This window comes from Rhodoferax antarcticus ANT.BR (genome assembly GCF_001938565.1).
Taxonomy (GTDB): domain Bacteria; phylum Pseudomonadota; class Gammaproteobacteria; order Burkholderiales; family Burkholderiaceae_C; genus Rhodoferax; species Rhodoferax antarcticus.
Genome location: NZ_MSYM01000013.1, coordinates 980,937 through 997,971 on the forward strand (window position 1 = coordinate 980,937; position 17,035 = coordinate 997,971).

General features: G+C 58.3%; 16 protein-coding genes. 11 read left to right on the forward strand and 5 right to left on the reverse strand.

Features of this window, described 5'->3' with window-relative positions; translation table 11 throughout:
• The first annotated feature begins 13 nt into the window (after positions 1-13).
• Together BLL52_RS13390 and BLL52_RS13395 are read left to right on the forward strand one after the other, a co-directional pair.
• Positions 14-2,062 carry an acetyl-CoA carboxylase biotin carboxylase subunit gene (locus tag BLL52_RS13390; RefSeq protein WP_075587267.1) on the forward strand — a complete coding sequence of 683 codons (2,049 nt, stop codon included), beginning with the start codon at positions 14-16 and terminating at the stop codon, positions 2,060-2,062.
• 75 nt (positions 2,063-2,137) lie between these two features.
• On the forward strand, positions 2,138-2,620 hold the full coding sequence (locus tag BLL52_RS13395) for a VOC family protein (protein ID WP_075587086.1): 483 nt from the start codon (positions 2,138-2,140) through the stop codon (positions 2,618-2,620).
• A 160-nt stretch (positions 2,621-2,780) separates the two neighbouring features.
• Here BLL52_RS13395 and rsxB read toward each other — a convergent pair whose 3' ends face one another.
• The 5 genes from rsxB to BLL52_RS13420 form a co-directional block, all read right to left on the reverse strand.
• Positions 2,781-3,452: an electron transport complex subunit RsxB gene (rsxB, locus tag BLL52_RS13400; protein ID WP_075587087.1), complete on the reverse strand. Its 672-nt coding sequence runs from the start codon at positions 3,450-3,452 to the stop codon at positions 2,781-2,783.
• The gene (locus BLL52_RS13405; protein WP_075587268.1) at positions 3,452-4,936 is read right to left on the reverse strand and encodes a polyhydroxyalkanoate depolymerase; all 1,485 of its coding nucleotides are present in this window, start codon (positions 4,934-4,936) and stop codon (positions 3,452-3,454) included. Before BLL52_RS13405 ends, rsxB begins: the two co-directional genes overlap by 1 nt.
• A gap of 387 nt (positions 4,937-5,323) precedes the next feature.
• The gene (locus BLL52_RS13410) at positions 5,324-5,713 is read right to left on the reverse strand and encodes a bacteriohemerythrin (RefSeq protein WP_075587088.1); all 390 of its coding nucleotides are present in this window, start codon (positions 5,711-5,713) and stop codon (positions 5,324-5,326) included.
• Positions 5,714-5,922: 209 nt separating this feature from the next.
• Positions 5,923-6,756: a Rossmann-like and DUF2520 domain-containing protein gene (locus BLL52_RS13415; RefSeq protein ID WP_075587089.1), complete on the reverse strand. Its 834-nt coding sequence runs from the start codon at positions 6,754-6,756 to the stop codon at positions 5,923-5,925.
• Positions 6,757-6,842: 86 nt separating this feature from the next.
• A complete protein-coding gene (locus BLL52_RS13420) occupies positions 6,843-8,039 on the reverse strand; it encodes an amino acid aminotransferase (protein ID WP_075587090.1) in 1,197 nt (398 codons plus the stop codon).
• Positions 8,040-8,271: 232 nt separating this feature from the next.
• On the opposite strand from BLL52_RS13420, the gene uvrB reads away from it, so the two are divergent.
• From uvrB to dnaQ, 9 genes are all read left to right on the forward strand, one after another.
• Entirely contained in the window at positions 8,272-10,401 is a 2,130-nt protein-coding gene (gene uvrB / locus BLL52_RS13425) for an excinuclease ABC subunit UvrB (protein WP_075587091.1), read from the forward strand.
• 187 nt (positions 10,402-10,588) lie between these two features.
• A complete protein-coding gene (locus tag BLL52_RS13430) occupies positions 10,589-11,122 on the forward strand; it encodes a Fe-S cluster assembly transcription factor (protein WP_075587092.1) in 534 nt (177 codons plus the stop codon).
• Positions 11,123-11,154: 32 nt separating this feature from the next.
• The gene (locus tag BLL52_RS13435; protein ID WP_075587093.1) at positions 11,155-12,375 is read left to right on the forward strand and encodes an IscS subfamily cysteine desulfurase; all 1,221 of its coding nucleotides are present in this window, start codon (positions 11,155-11,157) and stop codon (positions 12,373-12,375) included.
• Positions 12,376-12,387: 12 nt separating this feature from the next.
• Positions 12,388-12,786 carry a Fe-S cluster assembly scaffold IscU gene (gene iscU, locus BLL52_RS13440; protein WP_075587094.1) on the forward strand — a complete coding sequence of 133 codons (399 nt, stop codon included), beginning with the start codon at positions 12,388-12,390 and terminating at the stop codon, positions 12,784-12,786.
• Positions 12,787-12,852: 66 nt separating this feature from the next.
• Positions 12,853-13,176, forward strand: coding sequence for an iron-sulfur cluster assembly protein IscA (gene iscA, locus BLL52_RS13445; protein WP_075587269.1), 324 nt, complete (start codon positions 12,853-12,855; stop codon positions 13,174-13,176).
• Between the two features lie 140 nt (positions 13,177-13,316).
• Positions 13,317-13,841 carry a Fe-S protein assembly co-chaperone HscB gene (hscB, locus tag BLL52_RS13450; protein ID WP_075587095.1) on the forward strand — a complete coding sequence of 175 codons (525 nt, stop codon included), beginning with the start codon at positions 13,317-13,319 and terminating at the stop codon, positions 13,839-13,841.
• A gap of 5 nt (positions 13,842-13,846) precedes the next feature.
• Positions 13,847-15,787, forward strand: a complete 1,941-nt coding sequence (gene hscA, locus BLL52_RS13455; RefSeq protein WP_075587096.1) for a Fe-S protein assembly chaperone HscA — start codon at positions 13,847-13,849, stop codon at positions 15,785-15,787.
• Positions 15,788-15,813: 26 nt separating this feature from the next.
• Positions 15,814-16,152: an ISC system 2Fe-2S type ferredoxin gene (fdx, locus tag BLL52_RS13460; RefSeq protein WP_075587097.1), complete on the forward strand. Its 339-nt coding sequence runs from the start codon at positions 15,814-15,816 to the stop codon at positions 16,150-16,152.
• Positions 16,153-16,283: 131 nt separating this feature from the next.
• The gene (gene dnaQ / locus BLL52_RS13465; protein WP_075587270.1) at positions 16,284-17,000 is read left to right on the forward strand and encodes a DNA polymerase III subunit epsilon; all 717 of its coding nucleotides are present in this window, start codon (positions 16,284-16,286) and stop codon (positions 16,998-17,000) included.
• Positions 17,001-17,035 lie beyond the last annotated feature (35 nt).

Here is a 17,035-nt window from a genome sequence, read left to right on the forward strand (position 1 = left end):
ATTGGACTAAATGATGTTTACAAAAATATTGATTGCTAACCGCGGCGAGATCGCCTGCCGCGTCATCCTCACCGCTCGCAAGATGGGCATCAAGACGGTGGCGGTGTATTCCGAAGCTGACCGCGATTCGCGCCATGTGGAACTCGCCGACGAGGCGGTGCTGATTGGCCCCCCCGCCAGCCGCGAGAGCTATTTGGTGGCTGACAAGATCATTGCTGCCTGCAAGCAGACCGGCGCGCAAGCGGTGCACCCGGGCTACGGTTTCTTGAGCGAAAACGCCGGGTTTGCCAAGCGCGTGGAAGAAGAGGGCATTGTTTTTATCGGCCCCAAGCACTACTCAATTGCCGCCATGGGCGACAAGATCGAGTCCAAAAAGCTCGCCGGTGCGGCCGGTGTGAACTGCATTCCCGGCGTGAATGACGCCATCGACACGCCCGAGCAGGCGGTTGAGATTGCCAAGGGCATTGGTTACCCCGTCATGATCAAGGCCAGCGCCGGCGGCGGTGGCAAGGGCCTGCGCGTGGCGTTCAACGACAAGGAAGCGCTGGAAGGCTTCACCAGTTGCAAGAATGAGGCGCGCAACAGCTTTGGCGATGACCGCGTGTTCATCGAGAAGTTTGTCGAAGAGCCGCGTCACATCGAAATCCAGCTTATTGGTGACAGCCAGGGCAATGTGCTGTACCTGAACGAGCGGGAATGCTCCATTCAGCGCCGCCACCAGAAAGTCATCGAGGAAGCGCCCAGCCCTTTCATCAGCGACGAAACTCGCCAAGCGATGGGCGAGCAGGCGGTGGCGCTGGCTAAGGCGGTCAAATATCAAAGTGCGGGCACGGTGGAATTTGTTGTTGGCAAAGACCAGAGCTTCTACTTTTTGGAGATGAACACCCGCCTGCAGGTGGAGCACCCTGTGACCGAGTGCATTACCGGCTTGGACCTGGTGGAATTGATGATCCGCGTGGCCGCAGGCGAGCCGCTGCCGTTGACGCAGGCCGATGTCAAACGTGACGGCTGGGCCATGGAATGTCGCATCAACGCCGAAGACCCGTTCCGTAATTTTTTGCCGTCCACCGGTCGTCTGGTCAAGTTCCAGCCGCCGCTGGAAACCATGTTTGCCTCTGACGTGTCGAAATGGTACGGCGTGCGGGTCGATACCGGTGTGCAAGACGGCGGCGAGATCCCGATGTATTACGACTCGATGATCGCCAAGCTCATCGTGCATGGCAAAGACCGCTCGGAAGCGATTGCCAAGATGCGCGATGCCTTGAACGGCTTTGTGATTCGCGGCGTCTCCAGCAACATCCCGTTCCAGGCGGCGCTGTTGGCGCATCCCAAATTTGTCGCCGGCGATTTCAACACCGGCTTCATTGCCGAGAACTATGGCAAAGGTTTCCGTGCAGAAGACGTGCCGCACACCGACATCGAGTTTCTGGTGGCGTTGGCAGCCTTTGTGAACCGCCGTTACCTGAGCCGCTCCAAGGCAATCACCGGTCAGCTCGAAGGCCATGAGTTGCGCATTGGCGACGACTTTGTGGTGGTCACCGTGGGGCAGGAGGGCAATGGCACCTCGTACCCGCTGCGCTTCACCGAATTTGATGACAAAGCGCGCTCTGGCCGAATAGAAGTGCGCGACAGATGCTATGAGATCCATAGTGATTCAAAGTTTGGCCAGGTGCGCATGTCGGGCACTTGCAATGGTGTGTACTTTTGCGCCCAGGTGGAGCGCGGCACACCCAAGAAGCCGTTGGCGATTCGCGTTATCCACAATGGCACGCAACTCGACGTGATGGTGCTGCTGCCGCGCGCTGCCGAATTGCACGCCCTCATGCCCTACAAGGCGCCGCCGGACATGAGCCGCTATGTGCTGTCACCGATGCCAGGCTTGCTGGTGGAGGTGGCGGTGACGCCCGGCCAAAAGGTGGTGGCTGGTGAGCGCGTGGCGGTGATTGAAGCCATGAAGATGGAAAACGTGCTGTTTGCAACCGCTGACGGCGTGGTGGGCAAGCTGCTGGCGGCCAAGGGCGACAGCCTGGCGGTGGACCAGCCGATTGTTGAGTTTGTATAAGAAATCGTACTCCAGCCCTTGTAGAATAAGCGCTGGCAGCTATCATTTTAATATTTACTTTAAAAAGGAGATCCCATGAGTCAGATCCAACGTCCGTTCAAGGTGCTGGGTATCCAGCAAATCGCCATCGGTGGCACCAGCAAGGCGCGCCTGCAAAAACTGTGGGTCCAAATGCTGGGCCTGGAGCTGACCGGCAGCTTCAGGAGCGAGCGCGAAAACGTTGACGAAGACATCTGCACCATGGGCAAAGGCCCCTTCAAGGTGGAAGTGGACCTGATGGAGCCGGTGGACATTGAAAAAAAACCTGCCGTGCATGCCACCCCGCTGAACCACGTCGGCATCTGGATTGACGACTTGCCCAAAGCGGTGGAATGGCTTACTGCGCAGGGCGTGCGTTTTGCGCCCGGTGGTATCCGCAAGGGTGCAGCGGGCTTTGACATCTGCTTTTTGCACCCCAAGAGCAATGATGAGTTTCCGATTAGCGGCGAAGGCGTTTTGATCGAGATGGTGCAGGCACCGTCGGAAGTGATTGAGGCGTTTGCCAAGCTGGCGGCTTAAGCATTAACGTGTAATACAGCCGTCATTGCGAACGCCAGTAAAGCAATCTATGTTGCCGAATCCCTGAGCTGCCGCGCAACGCTGGTAGTGAATACAAAGTTTTCTTGCTTTGGGGCGGCTTGGTTGCTTGTGCAGTTAGCGCGTAGAAGAAGCGCGCCTATCAGCCTGAATTTGCCGCAATAGCTTCGCGCTTGGCCCGGGCCCGGGCCAGAGCCGCTTCAATCACCGCGCGTTTCTTGTCCAGCACAACCGGATCGGTGTGCTGTGATTGATGTTCCAGGTCCGCCAACTTCATCTGCGCTTTTTCTTCAGGCCTATTGTCGTTCTCGCCCTCGTCCCGTTTGACGCGATAGCTATGAAATGCATAGCTATCGCGAGCCTGCTCTGCCGCATCCTGCGACCACGCCGCCCAGCCGGTAGCGTTGCCTGAAGCGTTTTCCACCAGAATGCAATCCACCGGGCAAACCGGCAAGCACAAGGCGCAGCCGGTGCAATGGGCTTCCAGCACGGTGTGCATCAGCTTGTTGCTGCCGATGATCGCGTCCACCGGACAGGCTTTGATGCACAGCGTGCAGCCAATGCACCAGTCCTCGTCGATGAACATCATGCTGCGCGGCGCTTGCGGGCCGTTGGCCGGATTCAGCGCCACGACGGGCTGGCCGGTGATGGCGGCCAGCTTGGCCACGCCTTCAGCACCGCCGGGCGGGCATTGGTTGATGGCTGCTTCGCCACACGCCACCGCCATTGCGTAGGCGGCGCAGTCCGGGTAGCCGCAACGCGTGCACTGGGTTTGCGGCAGAGCCGCAAGCAGTCGCGCGGCCAGACTGGTCATCAAGCTTTGCGGAGTACGGCCTTTTTGCGGGCGGGGGCTTTGCCAGCCGCTTTGGCAACGGCCACCACGGGCGTTTTCGGCGCAGGTGTTTTGGCTTGGATTTCAGGCTTGGCGGCAGGGACCGATGGCGCCTCGACCACAGCGAGGCTGACTGCCGGTGTCGCTTCGGCGGCAACCCGTGCAACGTTTTGGGGCGCGGCAGGCGCGCTGGTTGCCGGCTGCGGCTGGTAGCGCAGGATGAAGACCTTGACCTGCGGGTAGACCATTTCGCGCCAGCGCCGTCCGGAAAAAATACCGTAGTGGCCAGCGCCTTCCACTTCATAGTGCTCTTGCATGGCTTTGGGCACGCCACTGCAGAGGGTGTGCACCGCCGCAGTCTGACCCGAGCCGGAGATGTCGTCCAACTCACCTTCCACGCTCAGCAGGGCGGTGGTTTTGATGTCTTGCGGGGCCACATGCTCGATCTGGCCGTCCACGCCGCGTACGTCCCAGGTGCCGTTGACCAGCTTGAAGTCCTGGAACACGGTCTGAATCGTTTGCAGGTAGTAATTCGCGTCCATGTCGAGCACTGCGTTGTACTCGTCGTAAAACTTGCGGTGCGACTCGGTGCTGGAGCGGTCACCCTTGATCAGGTTCTGAAAATAATCGTAGTGGCTGCGGGCGTGGTTGCTGGGGTTCATGGCCACAAAGCCTGAATGCTGCAAAAAGCCAGGGTAGACGCGCCGGCCGACGCCAGGAAAGCCATCGGGCACTTTGAAGATCAGATTGTTCTCAAACCAGCTCATGCGCTTGTCCGTGGCCAGGTCGTTGACCTTGGTAGGTGATTTGCTGGCGTCAATCGGGCCGCCCATCATGACCATACTTAAAGGGGTCAACTCGCCTCGGCTGGCCATCAGCGACACGGCAGCCAGCACCGGCACGGTGGGCTGGCAAACGCTCATCACATGGCAGTTTCCATAGCTCTTTTGCAGATGGCGGATAAATTCCTGTACATAGTTGACATAGTCGTCCAGGTGGAATTTGCCCTCAGACAGCGGCACCAGCCGCGCGTTGGTCCAGTCGGTGATGTAGACCTTATGGTCTTTCAGCATGGTTTTGACGGTGTCGCGCAGCAGCGTGGCGTAGTGCCCCGACAACGGCGCCACGACCAGCACCACCGGCTGGTCTTTGAGTTTGGCCAGCGTGGCCTGGTCGTCGCTGAAGCGCTTGAAGCGGCGCAGTTCGCAAAACGGTTTTTTCAGCTCAATACGCTCGTGGATGGCCACATCGACACCATCAACATCGGCGGTACGCAGATCAAATTCGGGCTTTTCATAGCCCTTGCCCAGACGGTGCATCAGGTCGTAACCGGCCGAGATGCGCTGCGACATCGGATACTGGCTAAACAGTGACGTCGGGCTGGCATACAGTTTGGCGGCTATTCCAGCCAAGTCGGTGAACGGTTCCATCAGCGAGCGCTGGGATTCGTAGAGTTTGTAAAGCATGACCGCCACCTTTTGGTTGATTATGTTGCAGTGCAATATAGCAGGACTGGCTCAAAATAACATCAGTTGAATCACTAGGTTGTGAAAGAAAACCTGCAATTCCAAACGGCATGCACTCGCCTGCAAAAACAGACTGCAGGCTGGTACTTTGTCTGGGGCACAGCAGCCCGATAAACGCTTTAGCAGAAACGCTTTTGACCAAAGCTGGCAGGCGCTGGTGGCCGACCGTCATGGCGCAGCCCAATCGAAGCTACCACCTACCCCTTGCGGCACGAGGCGGGTGCTATCGGTTGGGCCGTTAGGGCCATCTGATTCCGCGCGGTGATGTCTCTGAGTACCACCGTCTTCTTTGCAGAGCGGGTTTGAAGCTAGCAGCCTGTTGGACTGCTAGTCCCCAGCATGCAATTTCACATACGCTGCCAGCTTTGTGTCACTTGAGCGAATGTGGGTCAATAACCAATCTGTGAGAAATTTTTCCAGGTCGGCAGTGACCAGGGTCTCGTTGGCGATGCTCTGAGAAATTTCATTCAACCTGTTCACCAAGTCGTTGTGTTGCTCGACATGTGGCACCAGCCCGGGGTAACCGACTCTTTGCATGAGTTGTTCCTCATGCCCGAAGTGTTCCCGTGTGTATTTGTAGAGCCCCATTGCAGAGGCCACCAGTTCGGTCTTGCCCTGCGCCTCAAGAAATGTGTTGATTTTTCGAAACAGTTCTTGATGCTGGTTATCTATCTCAGTGTCGCCAATTTTGTAGGTGTCTTTCCATTGAGTGGTCATACCGTGCTCTGGGTAAATTGAAAACTTATTGCTTCTCCCTAGGAGCGGTATTTTAGCGGTGCTGCTTGGTCTTACGGAGGTTGGACGACCGACCGAAACGGGTCGCTTGGCGCGGGAGGCGGGCTTTCAGGAAATGGCGAACCTGCACAATGTATGGGACTAAAGTCACCGCCCACGTCAGGATTTTTTGAGTTGCCCAATTCTCAAAATCATGATTGACGTGTTTGGCGAGCCAATTCCCCAGCAAGTTGACTCAGCGCGGTATAGGCAGCACTGGCCTGAGCATTCCAGTCAGCCAGCGCTTGAGCCTGCCGGTTGACCAGTTCCCAATCACCTCGTGCAGCCGGGCCGGTAAGCGACGCTTGCGGCCCAAGAGCCACGATGTTGTTCACTGCGTTTTGCAGCAAGGTGGCGCGCATCTGCTGGGCCAACTCTGCGGGCATGCCAGTGTGTTGCCACAAGCGCTCGGCCAGGTCTTGGAGCACCGCCATGAAGTTGGTGGCCAGCACGGCGCCTGCGTGGTAAAGCAATTTGTCCTGCGCGGCCAGCGTGAAGCAGCGGCCACCGATGTGGGTAAAGGCTACGCTTAGCCCGAACAGTGCCGATGCGTCGCCTTCCAGCGCACAGGGCGTGCCAGCAAATTGCGCCAAGGCGCGTGCAGGCTGGGCAAAACTTAGCAAGGGGTGCGCGCTGGCGGTTTGCCAGCCCAGGGCGCGCAACGGGTCGAGGATTTGCGCGGTAAGCGCGCCACTGCAGTGGAAAGCCAGGGCAGGTGCGGCTGCTGGGTGCAACGCAGCCAGGGTTGCGGCCAGCGGGGCAATCTGACTGTCTGGCACCGTCAGCAGCCAAACCTGTGCAGCGGGCAGATCGGCAAGGTCACAACACGCCTGGCCAGCGCCGATGAATGCGACTGCCTGTTCTGCGCTGGCCTGCGAGCGTGCCACCACGGCTTGCACTTGGTAGACCCTAGCCTCGTGCCACAGGCGCCCTAGCGTCTGGCCGACCCGGCCTGCACCGATGATATTGAGCGTTTGCCTAGTCATAGGGCAGCAGTTTTACTCTCAAAAAAATAGCTGCCTGCGCCCGTGGAATAAGGGCTGGACAGCTGTTTCTTATATAAGTGTGAAGATCAGATCACTTTGGCAATGCAGGCACACACATAGTCAATATTCTTGCTGTTGAGCGCGGCCACGCACATGCGCCCGGTGTCGGTGCCATACACGCCAAACTCGCTGCGCAGGCGCACCATCTGGTCTTTGGACAAGCCCGAATAGCTGAACATGCCGATTTGTTGCGTGATAAAGCTCATGTCTTGCTTGACGCCAGCAGCCTTGAGGCCGTCGACCAGCTTCTGGCGCATAGCTTTGATGCGCACCCGCATTTCACCCAGTTCACTTTCCCACAGCGCGTGCAACTCAGGGTTGCCCAGCACGCCCGCCACAATCGCGCCGCCATGGGTGGGCGGGTTGCTGTAGTTGGTGCGGATCACGATTTTGAGCTGGCTCAGCACGCGGGCCGCTTCTTCCTTGCTGGCGCACAGCACCGACAAGGCGCCGACACGTTCGCCGTACAGGCTGAAGCTCTTGCTGAACGATGTGCTGACGAAAAAGTCCAGCCCCGCTGCTACAAATTTTCCGATGACAGCGCCATCTTCGGTAATGCCGTAGCCAAAGCCTTGGTAAGCCATGTCCAGGAACGCCACCAGATTCTTCGCCTTGACGGCAGCAATAACTTCGCCCCACTGTTGGGCAGTGATGTCGTAGCCGGTGGGGTTATGGCAGCAGGCGTGCAACACCACCACGGTTCCTGCGGCAGCGGCATTCAGGTCGTCTAGCATGCCGGCAAAGTCAAGACCACGGGTTTCAGCGTTGTAGTAGCGATAGCTTTCCACAGTGAAACCGGCGTTGGTGAACAGCGCGCGGTGGTTTTCCCAGCTTGGGTCAGAAATCAACACCTTGGCGTCAGGGTTCATACGCTTCAAAAAGTCGGCGCCAATCTTCAGGCCACCGGTGCCGCCCAGGGCCTGGATGGTGGCTACGCGACCGCTTTTGACCGGCTCGCTGTCAGCGCCAAACACCAGGTTTTTCACCGCAGCGTCGTAAGCGGCAATGCCGTCAATGGGCAGGTAGCCACGCGGGGTCGGCTTGTCCATCATGGTTTTCTCGAACGCCTGCACGCATTGCAGCAAGGGCAGCTTGCCGTTGTCGTCAAAGTACACACCGACGCCCAAGTTGACCTTGGCGGGGTTGGTGTCGGCGTTGTATTGCTCGTTCAGACCCAGAATCGGGTCGCGCGGGGCCATTTCGACGGCAGAAAAGAGTGACATGAGGCAGTCCTGTGGAGTGGGTGGGGATCAGCAGCCGGGCAAGCGCCGGGCAACCGATTATTTTACCGGCTCATCAAACCGCAAGGGCAACTCTTTGGGTGCTGGTCACCCGCCCTCAAAACATCCGAAGCCTACAGGCGCGCTATCGGGCGTGCGGCTCAACCTGGGCAGGTGACGCGCAGTTAGCGCTTGGGTAACAATCCGCGTTTCACTTTTTGAGCAAATTTCTAAGATGTCCGCCAAGAGCCCACTGAAACTCGTGCCCGCTGATGACGCAGAGGTGGTCCGCACCGGCACCTTCGTCAGTTTTCCCGGCTCGCCATTCGAGCTGTACCAGCCGTACCCGCCTGCGGGTGATCAGCCTGTAGCCATCAACCAGCTGGTGGAAGGCGTGGAAGACGGCGAGGTGTTCCAAACCCTGCTGGGTGTGACCGGCTCCGGCAAAACCTTCACCATGGCCAATGTGATCGCCAGGCTGGGGCGCCCGGCGATTATTTTTGCACCCAACAAGACCCTGGCGGCGCAGCTGTACAGCGAATTCCGCGAGTTCTTTCCGAAGAACGCGGTGGAGTATTTCGTCAGCTATTACGACTACTACCAGCCCGAGGCCTATGTGCCGCAGCGCGACTTGTTCATTGAAAAAGACTCGGCCATCAACGAGCACATCGAGCAGATGCGCCTGTCTTGCACCAAGAGCGTGCTGGAGCGGCGCGATGTGGTGATCGTCGCCACCGTGTCAGCTATTTACGGCATTGGCCAGCCCGAGGCCTATCACAAGATGGTAATGACCCTGCGCGCGGGCGACAAAATGGGCCAGCGCGACATGATTGCGCAGCTGGTGCGCATGCAGTACACCCGCAATGACGTGGATTTTTCGCGCGGGGCGTTTCGGGTGCGCGGCGACACCATTGACATTTTTCCGGCAGAACATTCTGAAATGGCGATTCGCGTGGAGCTGTTTGACGACGAGATTGAATCGCTGCAGCTGTTTGACCCGCTCACCGGGCGCATCCGGCAAAAAATTCCACGCTTCACCGTCTACCCCAGCAGCCATTACGTGACCCCGCGCGAGCAGGTGCTGTCTGCGGTGGAAGCTATCAAAATTGAACTGGCTGGGCGCATCAAGGAGTTCGTGGCTCAGGGCAAACTGGTAGAGGCGCAGCGTATTGAGCAGCGTACCCGGTTCGATCTGGAAATGCTCAGCGAGGTGGGCCATTGCAAGGGCATCGAAAATTATTCACGCCATCTGAGCGGTGCCGCACCGGGCGAGCCCCCCGCCACGCTGACCGACTATTTGCCCAAAGACGCAGTGATGTTTTTGGACGAGTCGCATGTGCTGATTGGCCAGTTTGGCGGCATGTTCAACGGCGACCGCTCGCGTAAAACCACGCTGGTGGAGTACGGTTTCAGGCTACCCAGCGCGCTGGACAACCGGCCACTGAAGTTTGAAGAGTTCGAAGCCCGCATGCGCCAGGCGATTTTTGTCTCTGCCACGCCCGCGCAGTGGGAAAAAGACCATTCTGGAAAGGTCGTTGAACAACTGGTGCGCCCCACTGGCCTGGTCGACCCCGAGGTGGAAGTGCGCCCCGCTACCAGCCAGGTGGATGACGTGTTGCAGGAGATTCGCATCCGTGTGGACAAACATGAGCGGGTGTTGATCACCACCCTGACCAAACGCATGGCCGAGCAGCTCACCGACTATTTGAGCGACAACGGTGTCAAGGTGCGTTACCTGCACAGCGACATTGACACCGTCGAGCGGGTCGAAATTTTGCGTGACCTGCGCCTGGGCACTTTTGACGTGTTGGTGGGCATCAACCTGCTGCGTGAAGGCCTGGATATTCCGGAAGTCTCGCTGGTGGCGATTCTTGACGCTGACAAGGAAGGTTTTTTGCGCTCGGAGCGCTCGTTGATTCAGACCATTGGCCGCGCCGCCCGCAACCTGGAGGGCAGGGCGATTCTGTACGCCGACAAGATCACCAATTCAATGGAACGTGCCATTGGTGAAACCCAGCGCCGCCGCGCCAAACAGGTGGCGCACAACCTGGTGCATGGCATCACGCCGCGCAGCATCATCAAGGAAGTGCGTGACCTGATTGACGGCGTTTACAGCGAAAAGGCCGGCAAAGAGGCTGAAAAGCTGGAGCGCGACGCGATGCAACGAGCGCAGGTGGAAGACATGAGCGAGAAAGACATCTCACGCGAGATCAAGCGCCTGGAAAAACTCATGATGGAACACGCCCGCAACCTCGAATTTGAGAAAGCTGCGCGGGTGCGAGACCAGCTGGCTATCCTGAAAGAGCAGGCTTTTGGTGCGCCGGGCACTGACAACATGACCACAATCGTACCGGTGCATACATAGAAAAATGGCGTCCAGCCCTTTTAGATAAAGCGTAAGGTGCTATGAATAATGAGTCAGCATTGGAATAACCTTACTAAATTACCGATCAGTCTACTTATCCGACTAATGCACTAGGTTTTTGGTATACTTGACTTAGTTAGTCGGCAAAGCAGTCGACTTGTTGTTAACCGAATGTCAGGAGCTTGCCATGCGTCTTACCACCAAAGGCCGTTTTGCGGTCACCGCGATGATTGATCTGGGCCTGCGTCAGGCAGGTGGGCCGGTCACGCTGGCAGCCATCAGTCAGCGCCAGCAAATTTCCCTGTCGTATCTGGAGCAGCTGTTTGGTAAGCTTCGCCGACATGCGTTGGTGGAGTCCACCCGAGGCCCTGGCGGCGGCTACACCCTGGCCAAAGCCGCTGATGACATCACCATTGCCGAAATCATCACCTCGGTCGACGAGCCCATGGACGCCACCCAGTGTGGCGGCAAAGGCAATTGTCTGGGCGAAGGCCATCGCTGCATGACGCATGACCTGTGGGATTCGCTCAACGTCAAAATGGTCGAATTTCTGGATTCGGTCAGTTTGCAAAAGCTCGTTGATGAGCAGCTGGCCAAAGGCTTCCAGATGGAAGAAAAGCCCTCGGTCAAGCGCGCCATTTCCAGCATGCCGATCAAGCCAATGCGGGTGAACGCGCCCAACTCAGTGTTTGCGCTTGGCAACGCGTTTTCCAAGATTTAAGTTTGACCTCTTTTCCTTCAAAAGACACAGATATGGACACCACCCCACATTTCCCGATTTATATGGATTACAGCGCCACCAACCCGTGCGATCAGCGCGTGGTGGACGCGATGATTCCTTGGCTACGCGCGCACTTCGGCAACCCAGCATCCCGCAGCCATGCCTGGGGCTGGGAGGCTGAAGCCGCGGTTGAAAAGGCCAGAGGCCAGGTGGCTGACCTGATTGGGGCAGACCCACGTGAGATCGTCTGGACCAGCGGCGCCACCGAGTCCAACAACCTGGCCTTGAAAGGTGCGGCGCACTTTTACCAATCCAAAGGCAAGCACATCATCACCGTGAAAACCGAGCACAAAGCCGTGCTCGACACCTGCCGTGAGTTGGAGCGCCAAGGCTTCGAGGTGACTTACCTTGATGTGCAAGCCGATGGTCTGGTTGACCTGGAGGTTTTCAAAGCCGCCATTCGCCCGGACACCATTCTGGCCAGCGTCATGTTTGTCAACAACGAGATTGGCGTGATTCAGGACATTGAAGCCCTTGGCGCCATCTGCCGCGCCCAGGGCGTGATCTTCCATGTGGACGCAGCGCAAGCCACTGGCCGTGTGGCGTTCGATTTGAGCAAGATGCCGGTTGATTTGATGAGCCTGACCTCGCACAAAACCTACGGCCCCAAAGGCATTGGTGCCCTGTTTGTACGGCGCAAGCCACGCATCCGCATCGAGGCGCAAATGCACGGCGGCGGTCATGAGCGCGGCATGCGCTCAGGCACTCTGCCCACGCACCAGTGTGTGGGCATGGGCGAGGCCTACCGCATTGCCAAGGAAGAAATGACCGCTGAGAACGTCCGAATCCAGGCGCTGCATGACCGCATGCTGGCGGGTCTGAAAGATGTGGAACAGGTTTTCGTTAACGGCCACCTCACAAAACGTGTGCCGCATAACCTGAACATGAGTTTCAACTATGTTGAGGGCGAGTCGCTCATCATGGGTATCAAAGGGTTGGCGGTGTCCAGTGGCTCGGCTTGTACTTCAGCGTCTCTTGAGCCGAGCTATGTGCTGCGCGCCCTGGGCCGCAGCGACGAGTTGGCCCATAGCAGCCTGCGCATGACGATTGGCCGCTGGACCACCGAGGCCGAAATTGACTACGCCGTGGACACCATCAAGGTCAACGTGGCGAAACTGCGCGAACTCAGCCCCTTGTGGGATATGTACAAAGACGGTATCGATATCAGCACCATCCAATGGGCTGCTCACTAAAGGAGAAACACCATGGCATATTCTGAAAAAGTTGTTGATCATTATGAAAACCCCCGCAATGTGGGCTCATTCGACAAGGGCGACGATAGCGTTGGAACCGGTATGGTGGGTGCACCCGCTTGCGGCGACGTGATGAAGTTGCAGATCAGGGTCAACGCTGAGACCGGCGTGATTGAAGACGCCCGTTTTAAGACCTACGGTTGCGGCTCAGCGATTGCGTCAAGCTCACTCGTCACCGAATGGGTCAAGGGCAAGACGCTGGACCAGGCGGCCGCGCTTAAAAATAGCGAGATTGCCGAAGAATTGGCTCTGCCACCTGTCAAAATCCACTGTTCGATTTTGGCGGAAGACGCCATCAAGGCAGCGGTCAATGACTACCGCCAGAAACACACTGACGCTCAAACCGCTTAATTTCCCTTGCAACCCCTGGCCGAACCTGGCCGGGGCGTTGATCTGAATCAGAAACTTCAAGACATCATGCCTATATCGCTCACTGACAGGGCCGTTGCGCAGCTCGCCCGCTACCTCGCCAAACGTGGGCAAGGGGTGGGTGTGCGCCTCGGGGTCAAAACCACCGGCTGCTCAGGCATGGCCTACACCCTGGAATATGTGGACTCTGTAGAAGATGAAGACATGGTGTTAGAGGCCCCAGGCGTCAAAGTGATCGTTGACCCGAAGAGCTTTGTTTATCTGGATGGCACCGAGCTGGACTTTGCGCGCGAGGGCTTGAACGAGGGCTTCAAGTTCAACAATCCCAAAGAGAGAGACCGTTGCGGCTGCGGCGAGTCTTTTCGTGTTTAAAGCTACTGCGCGGCTGCCATGCGTCGTTGCACAGTGCTCGAAATCCTCACGTACTTGAAGTACGTTCCGGTTTCTGTGCGCCGTGCGCCTAGCCTGACAGCCGCTCGCTACGCTTTAAATCACGAAAAGGACTGTTCAAATTGAAATCTATCCAGTCTGACGACTTTGAGCTGTTTGAGCTGACGCAGCGCTTCGCGCAAGACCGTGCGCAGCTCGATGCGCGCTGGAAAGACCTGCAGCGCGAGGTGCACCCTGACAAGTTCGCCGGCCAGGATGCCGCCGCGCAGCGCGTGGCCATGCAATGGTCGGTGCGCGTCAACGAGGCTTATCAGCGCCTCAAAGATCCGCTTAAGCGCGCTGCGTATTTGTGTGAACTCAATGGCGCGCCGGTCAATGCCGAAAACAACACCGCCATGCCTGCGGCATTTTTGATGCAGCAAATGCAGTGGCGTGAAGAGCTTGATGAGGCAAAGAGTGCTGAAGATATTCAGCAAATCAGCCAACAAGTTCAGCTGGCACGGCGTGGCATGCTCGAAAATATAGAGCGCCTGATTGACCTGCAACACGCCTTTGACGAGGCAGTGGAGCAGGTTCGTGCGCTGATGTTTGTCGAGCGTTTTGAAGACGACGTCAACACCCGACTCGACCAGATTGAAACTTTTTAAGAACCATGGCGTTACTCCAAATCTCTGAACCAGGCCAGACGCCTGATCCGCACCAGCGGCGCATTGCCGTGGGCATTGACCTGGGCACCACGCATTCTCTGGTGGCCTCTGTGCGCAGCGGCGTTGCCGAATGTTTGCCTGACAGTGAGGGCAGGGTGATCTTGCCTTCTGTGGTGCGCTACCTCAGCGGTGGCGGTCGCCAGATTGGCTGGGACGCGGTGGCCGACGGTGTGGCTGACCCGGTGAACACAATTGCCTCGGTTAAGCGCTTCATGGGTCGTGGCTTGAAAGATGTGGCGCTGGCAGGCAAGCTGCCGTACCAGTTCGTGGACCACCCCGGCATGCTCGGCCTGCAAACCGTGCAGGGCGAAAAGTCTCCGGTGGAAGTGAGTGGTGACATTCTGGCCACGCTGCGCTACCGCGCTGAAGACACCTTTAACGACGACCTGTACGGTGCAGTCATCACCGTGCCCGCCTATTTCGACGAGGCCCAGCGCCAGGCCACCAAAGACGCGGCACAGCTCGCCGGACTGAATGTGCTGCGCCTGATCAATGAGCCCACCGCTGCGGCCATTGCCTACGGCCTGGACAACGCCGCTGAAGGCGTTTACGCAATTTACGATCTGGGTGGCGGCACCTTTGATATCTCCATCCTGCGCCTGACGCAAGGCGTGTTTGAGGTGGTAGCTACAGGTGGTGACTCCGCCTTGGGTGGCGACGATTACGACCACGCGCTGGCCGACTGGGTGTTGACGCAAATGGCTGAGCAATCGGGCGGCGCTACCAGTGCGTGCAGTAATCTGGGCGTTGAGCCCCAGTGCGCTACCAGTTGTGCCAACTACGATGTCTCGAACATCCGTAGTCCTACCGACAAAGCCGCGCTGAAAGCCGCAGCCCGCGCCTGCAAAGAAGCCTTGACTGCTAGTGATGTTGTAGCTTTCGACGCCCTATTGACGGGGGCTAGAGTCACTTTTGACGTAAAGCGTTCAGACTTTGACGCTGCTACCACTGCCTTGACCGCACGCTCTCTGAGCGCGGTACGCAAGGCGCTGCGCGATGCCAAACTCAGCGTCGAAGAGGTCAAAGGCGTGGTGATGGTGGGCGGCTCCACCCGCATGCCGCAGATTCAGCGTGCGGTGGGCGAGTTCTTTGGTCATGCGCCGCTGAATAACCTCAACCCTGACGAAGTCGTGGCCCTCGGTGCTTGCATTCAGGCGAACCAACTGGCTGGCAACAACCCCGCCAGCGATCTGTTGCTGCTGGATGTGATTCCGCTGTCTCTGGGCGTGGAAACCATGGGCGGCCTGGTGGAGCGCATTGTGTTGCGCAACGAAACCATTCCTACCGCCAAGGCACAAGACTTCACCACTTACATCGACGGCCAGACCGCTTTGGCCCTGCACGTGGTGCAGGGTGAGCGTGATCTGGTGTCTGACTGCCGCAGTCTGGCGCGCTTCACCCTGCGCGGCATTCCGCCAATGGCAGCTGGCGCAGCCCGCATCCGGGTGACCTTTACCGTCGATGCCGACGGTCTGTTGAGCGTGTCTGCGCTGGAGCAGGTCAGCGGGGTTGAGGCGCATATCACCGTCAAGCCCTCGTATGGCCTGGGTGATGAGTTGATCACCCGCATGCTGCAGGAAAGCTTTACTTCTGCTGAGAGCGACATGTTTGTGCGCGCCGTGGTTGAAGCCCGTGTCGATGCCGACCGCATGATTCTGGCGGCGCAGAGCGCGCTGGCCGCCGATGGCGACCTGCTCGATGCCGCCCAGCGCGGCGAGATCGAGCAGCTTATGCGCCAGGTGCGCGCCGCCTGCGACCTCGAAGACCCCGCCGCCATTGAAGCCATCACCGCCATGCTGGCCAAGGGCACCGAAGCCTTTGCCGCGCTGCGCATGAACCGTGGCATTCAGCGCGCGCTGTCTGGCAAAAATATCGAAACCGTCTGACGTCTTTGAGTTGACCTGAAACCGCCATGCCCACCATCAAAATCCTGCCCAATGCCGAATACTGCCCAGAGGGCGCCGAGATATCGGCCCCAGCGGGCACCTCGATCTGTGAGGCGCTGCTGGACAACCACATCAACATCGAGCATGCCTGCGAGATGAGCTGCGCCTGCACCACCTGCCACGTCATCGTCAAAGTTGGTTTTGAGGCGCTGGCGCCTTCTGAAGAAGAGGAAGATGACCTGCTCGACCGCGCCTGGGGTCTGCAACCCAAGTCGCGCCTGAGCTGCCAGGCGATACTGACGCAAAAAGACTTGGTGATTGAGATACCCAAGTACACCGTCAACCACGCCAAAGAAAACCACTGAACCAGCGAGAAACAGCGCCATGCGTCGTTGCCGTGCTCACCGGGTATTGAACCCGGTTGCGCGCGGCGCCTAGCCTGACGCGGTTTTCGCTGGCCAGTTGTTCAAAAGCTCTGCCAACCATCATCCCTGCCATGCGCCAAATCTTCCTCGACACCGAAACCACTGGCCTGTCTGCCGACAACGGCGACCGCATCATTGAGATCGGCTGCGTGGAGATGGTCAACCGCAAGCTCACCGGCAACAACCGTCACCTGTATGTGAACCCTGGGCGCGACAGCCACGAAGAAGCGCTGAAGGTGCACGGCATCACCAGCGAGTTTCTGAAGGACAAGCCCAAGTTTGCAGAAGTGGCGGACGACCTGCTGGCCTATCTGCAGGGGGCTGATGTGGTCATACACAACGCACCGTTTGACCTGGGTTTTCTGAATATGGAGTTTGCCCAGTTGGGCTACTCCACGGTGCAAGCGGTGGTGGCCAGCGTGACCGACACGCTGGTCATGGCCAAAGAGTTGTACCCCGGCAAACGCAATTCGCTCGATGCCCTGTGCGACCGGCTGGAGGTGGATAACTCCGGGCGCACCCTGCACGGCGCGCTGCTTGATGCCGAGCTGCTGGCCGACGTGTTCATCAACCTCACGCGCGGGCAAAACGTGCTGCTGATGGACGACAGCTCGGCCAACGATGCAGCAGGCAATGGTGCCCCACTGATGGATCTGCGCGTCTTCAAATTGCCGGTTCTGACTGCCAACGAGCAGGAACTGGCCGCCCATGAAGCGGTGCTCAAACAGATCGACAAAGACAGCAAAGGCAAAACCGTCTGGCGGGTGCTGGAGCCAGCAGCTGCCTGAGCCCGTTGGCTCGTTTTGTACACCGATGCATCGGT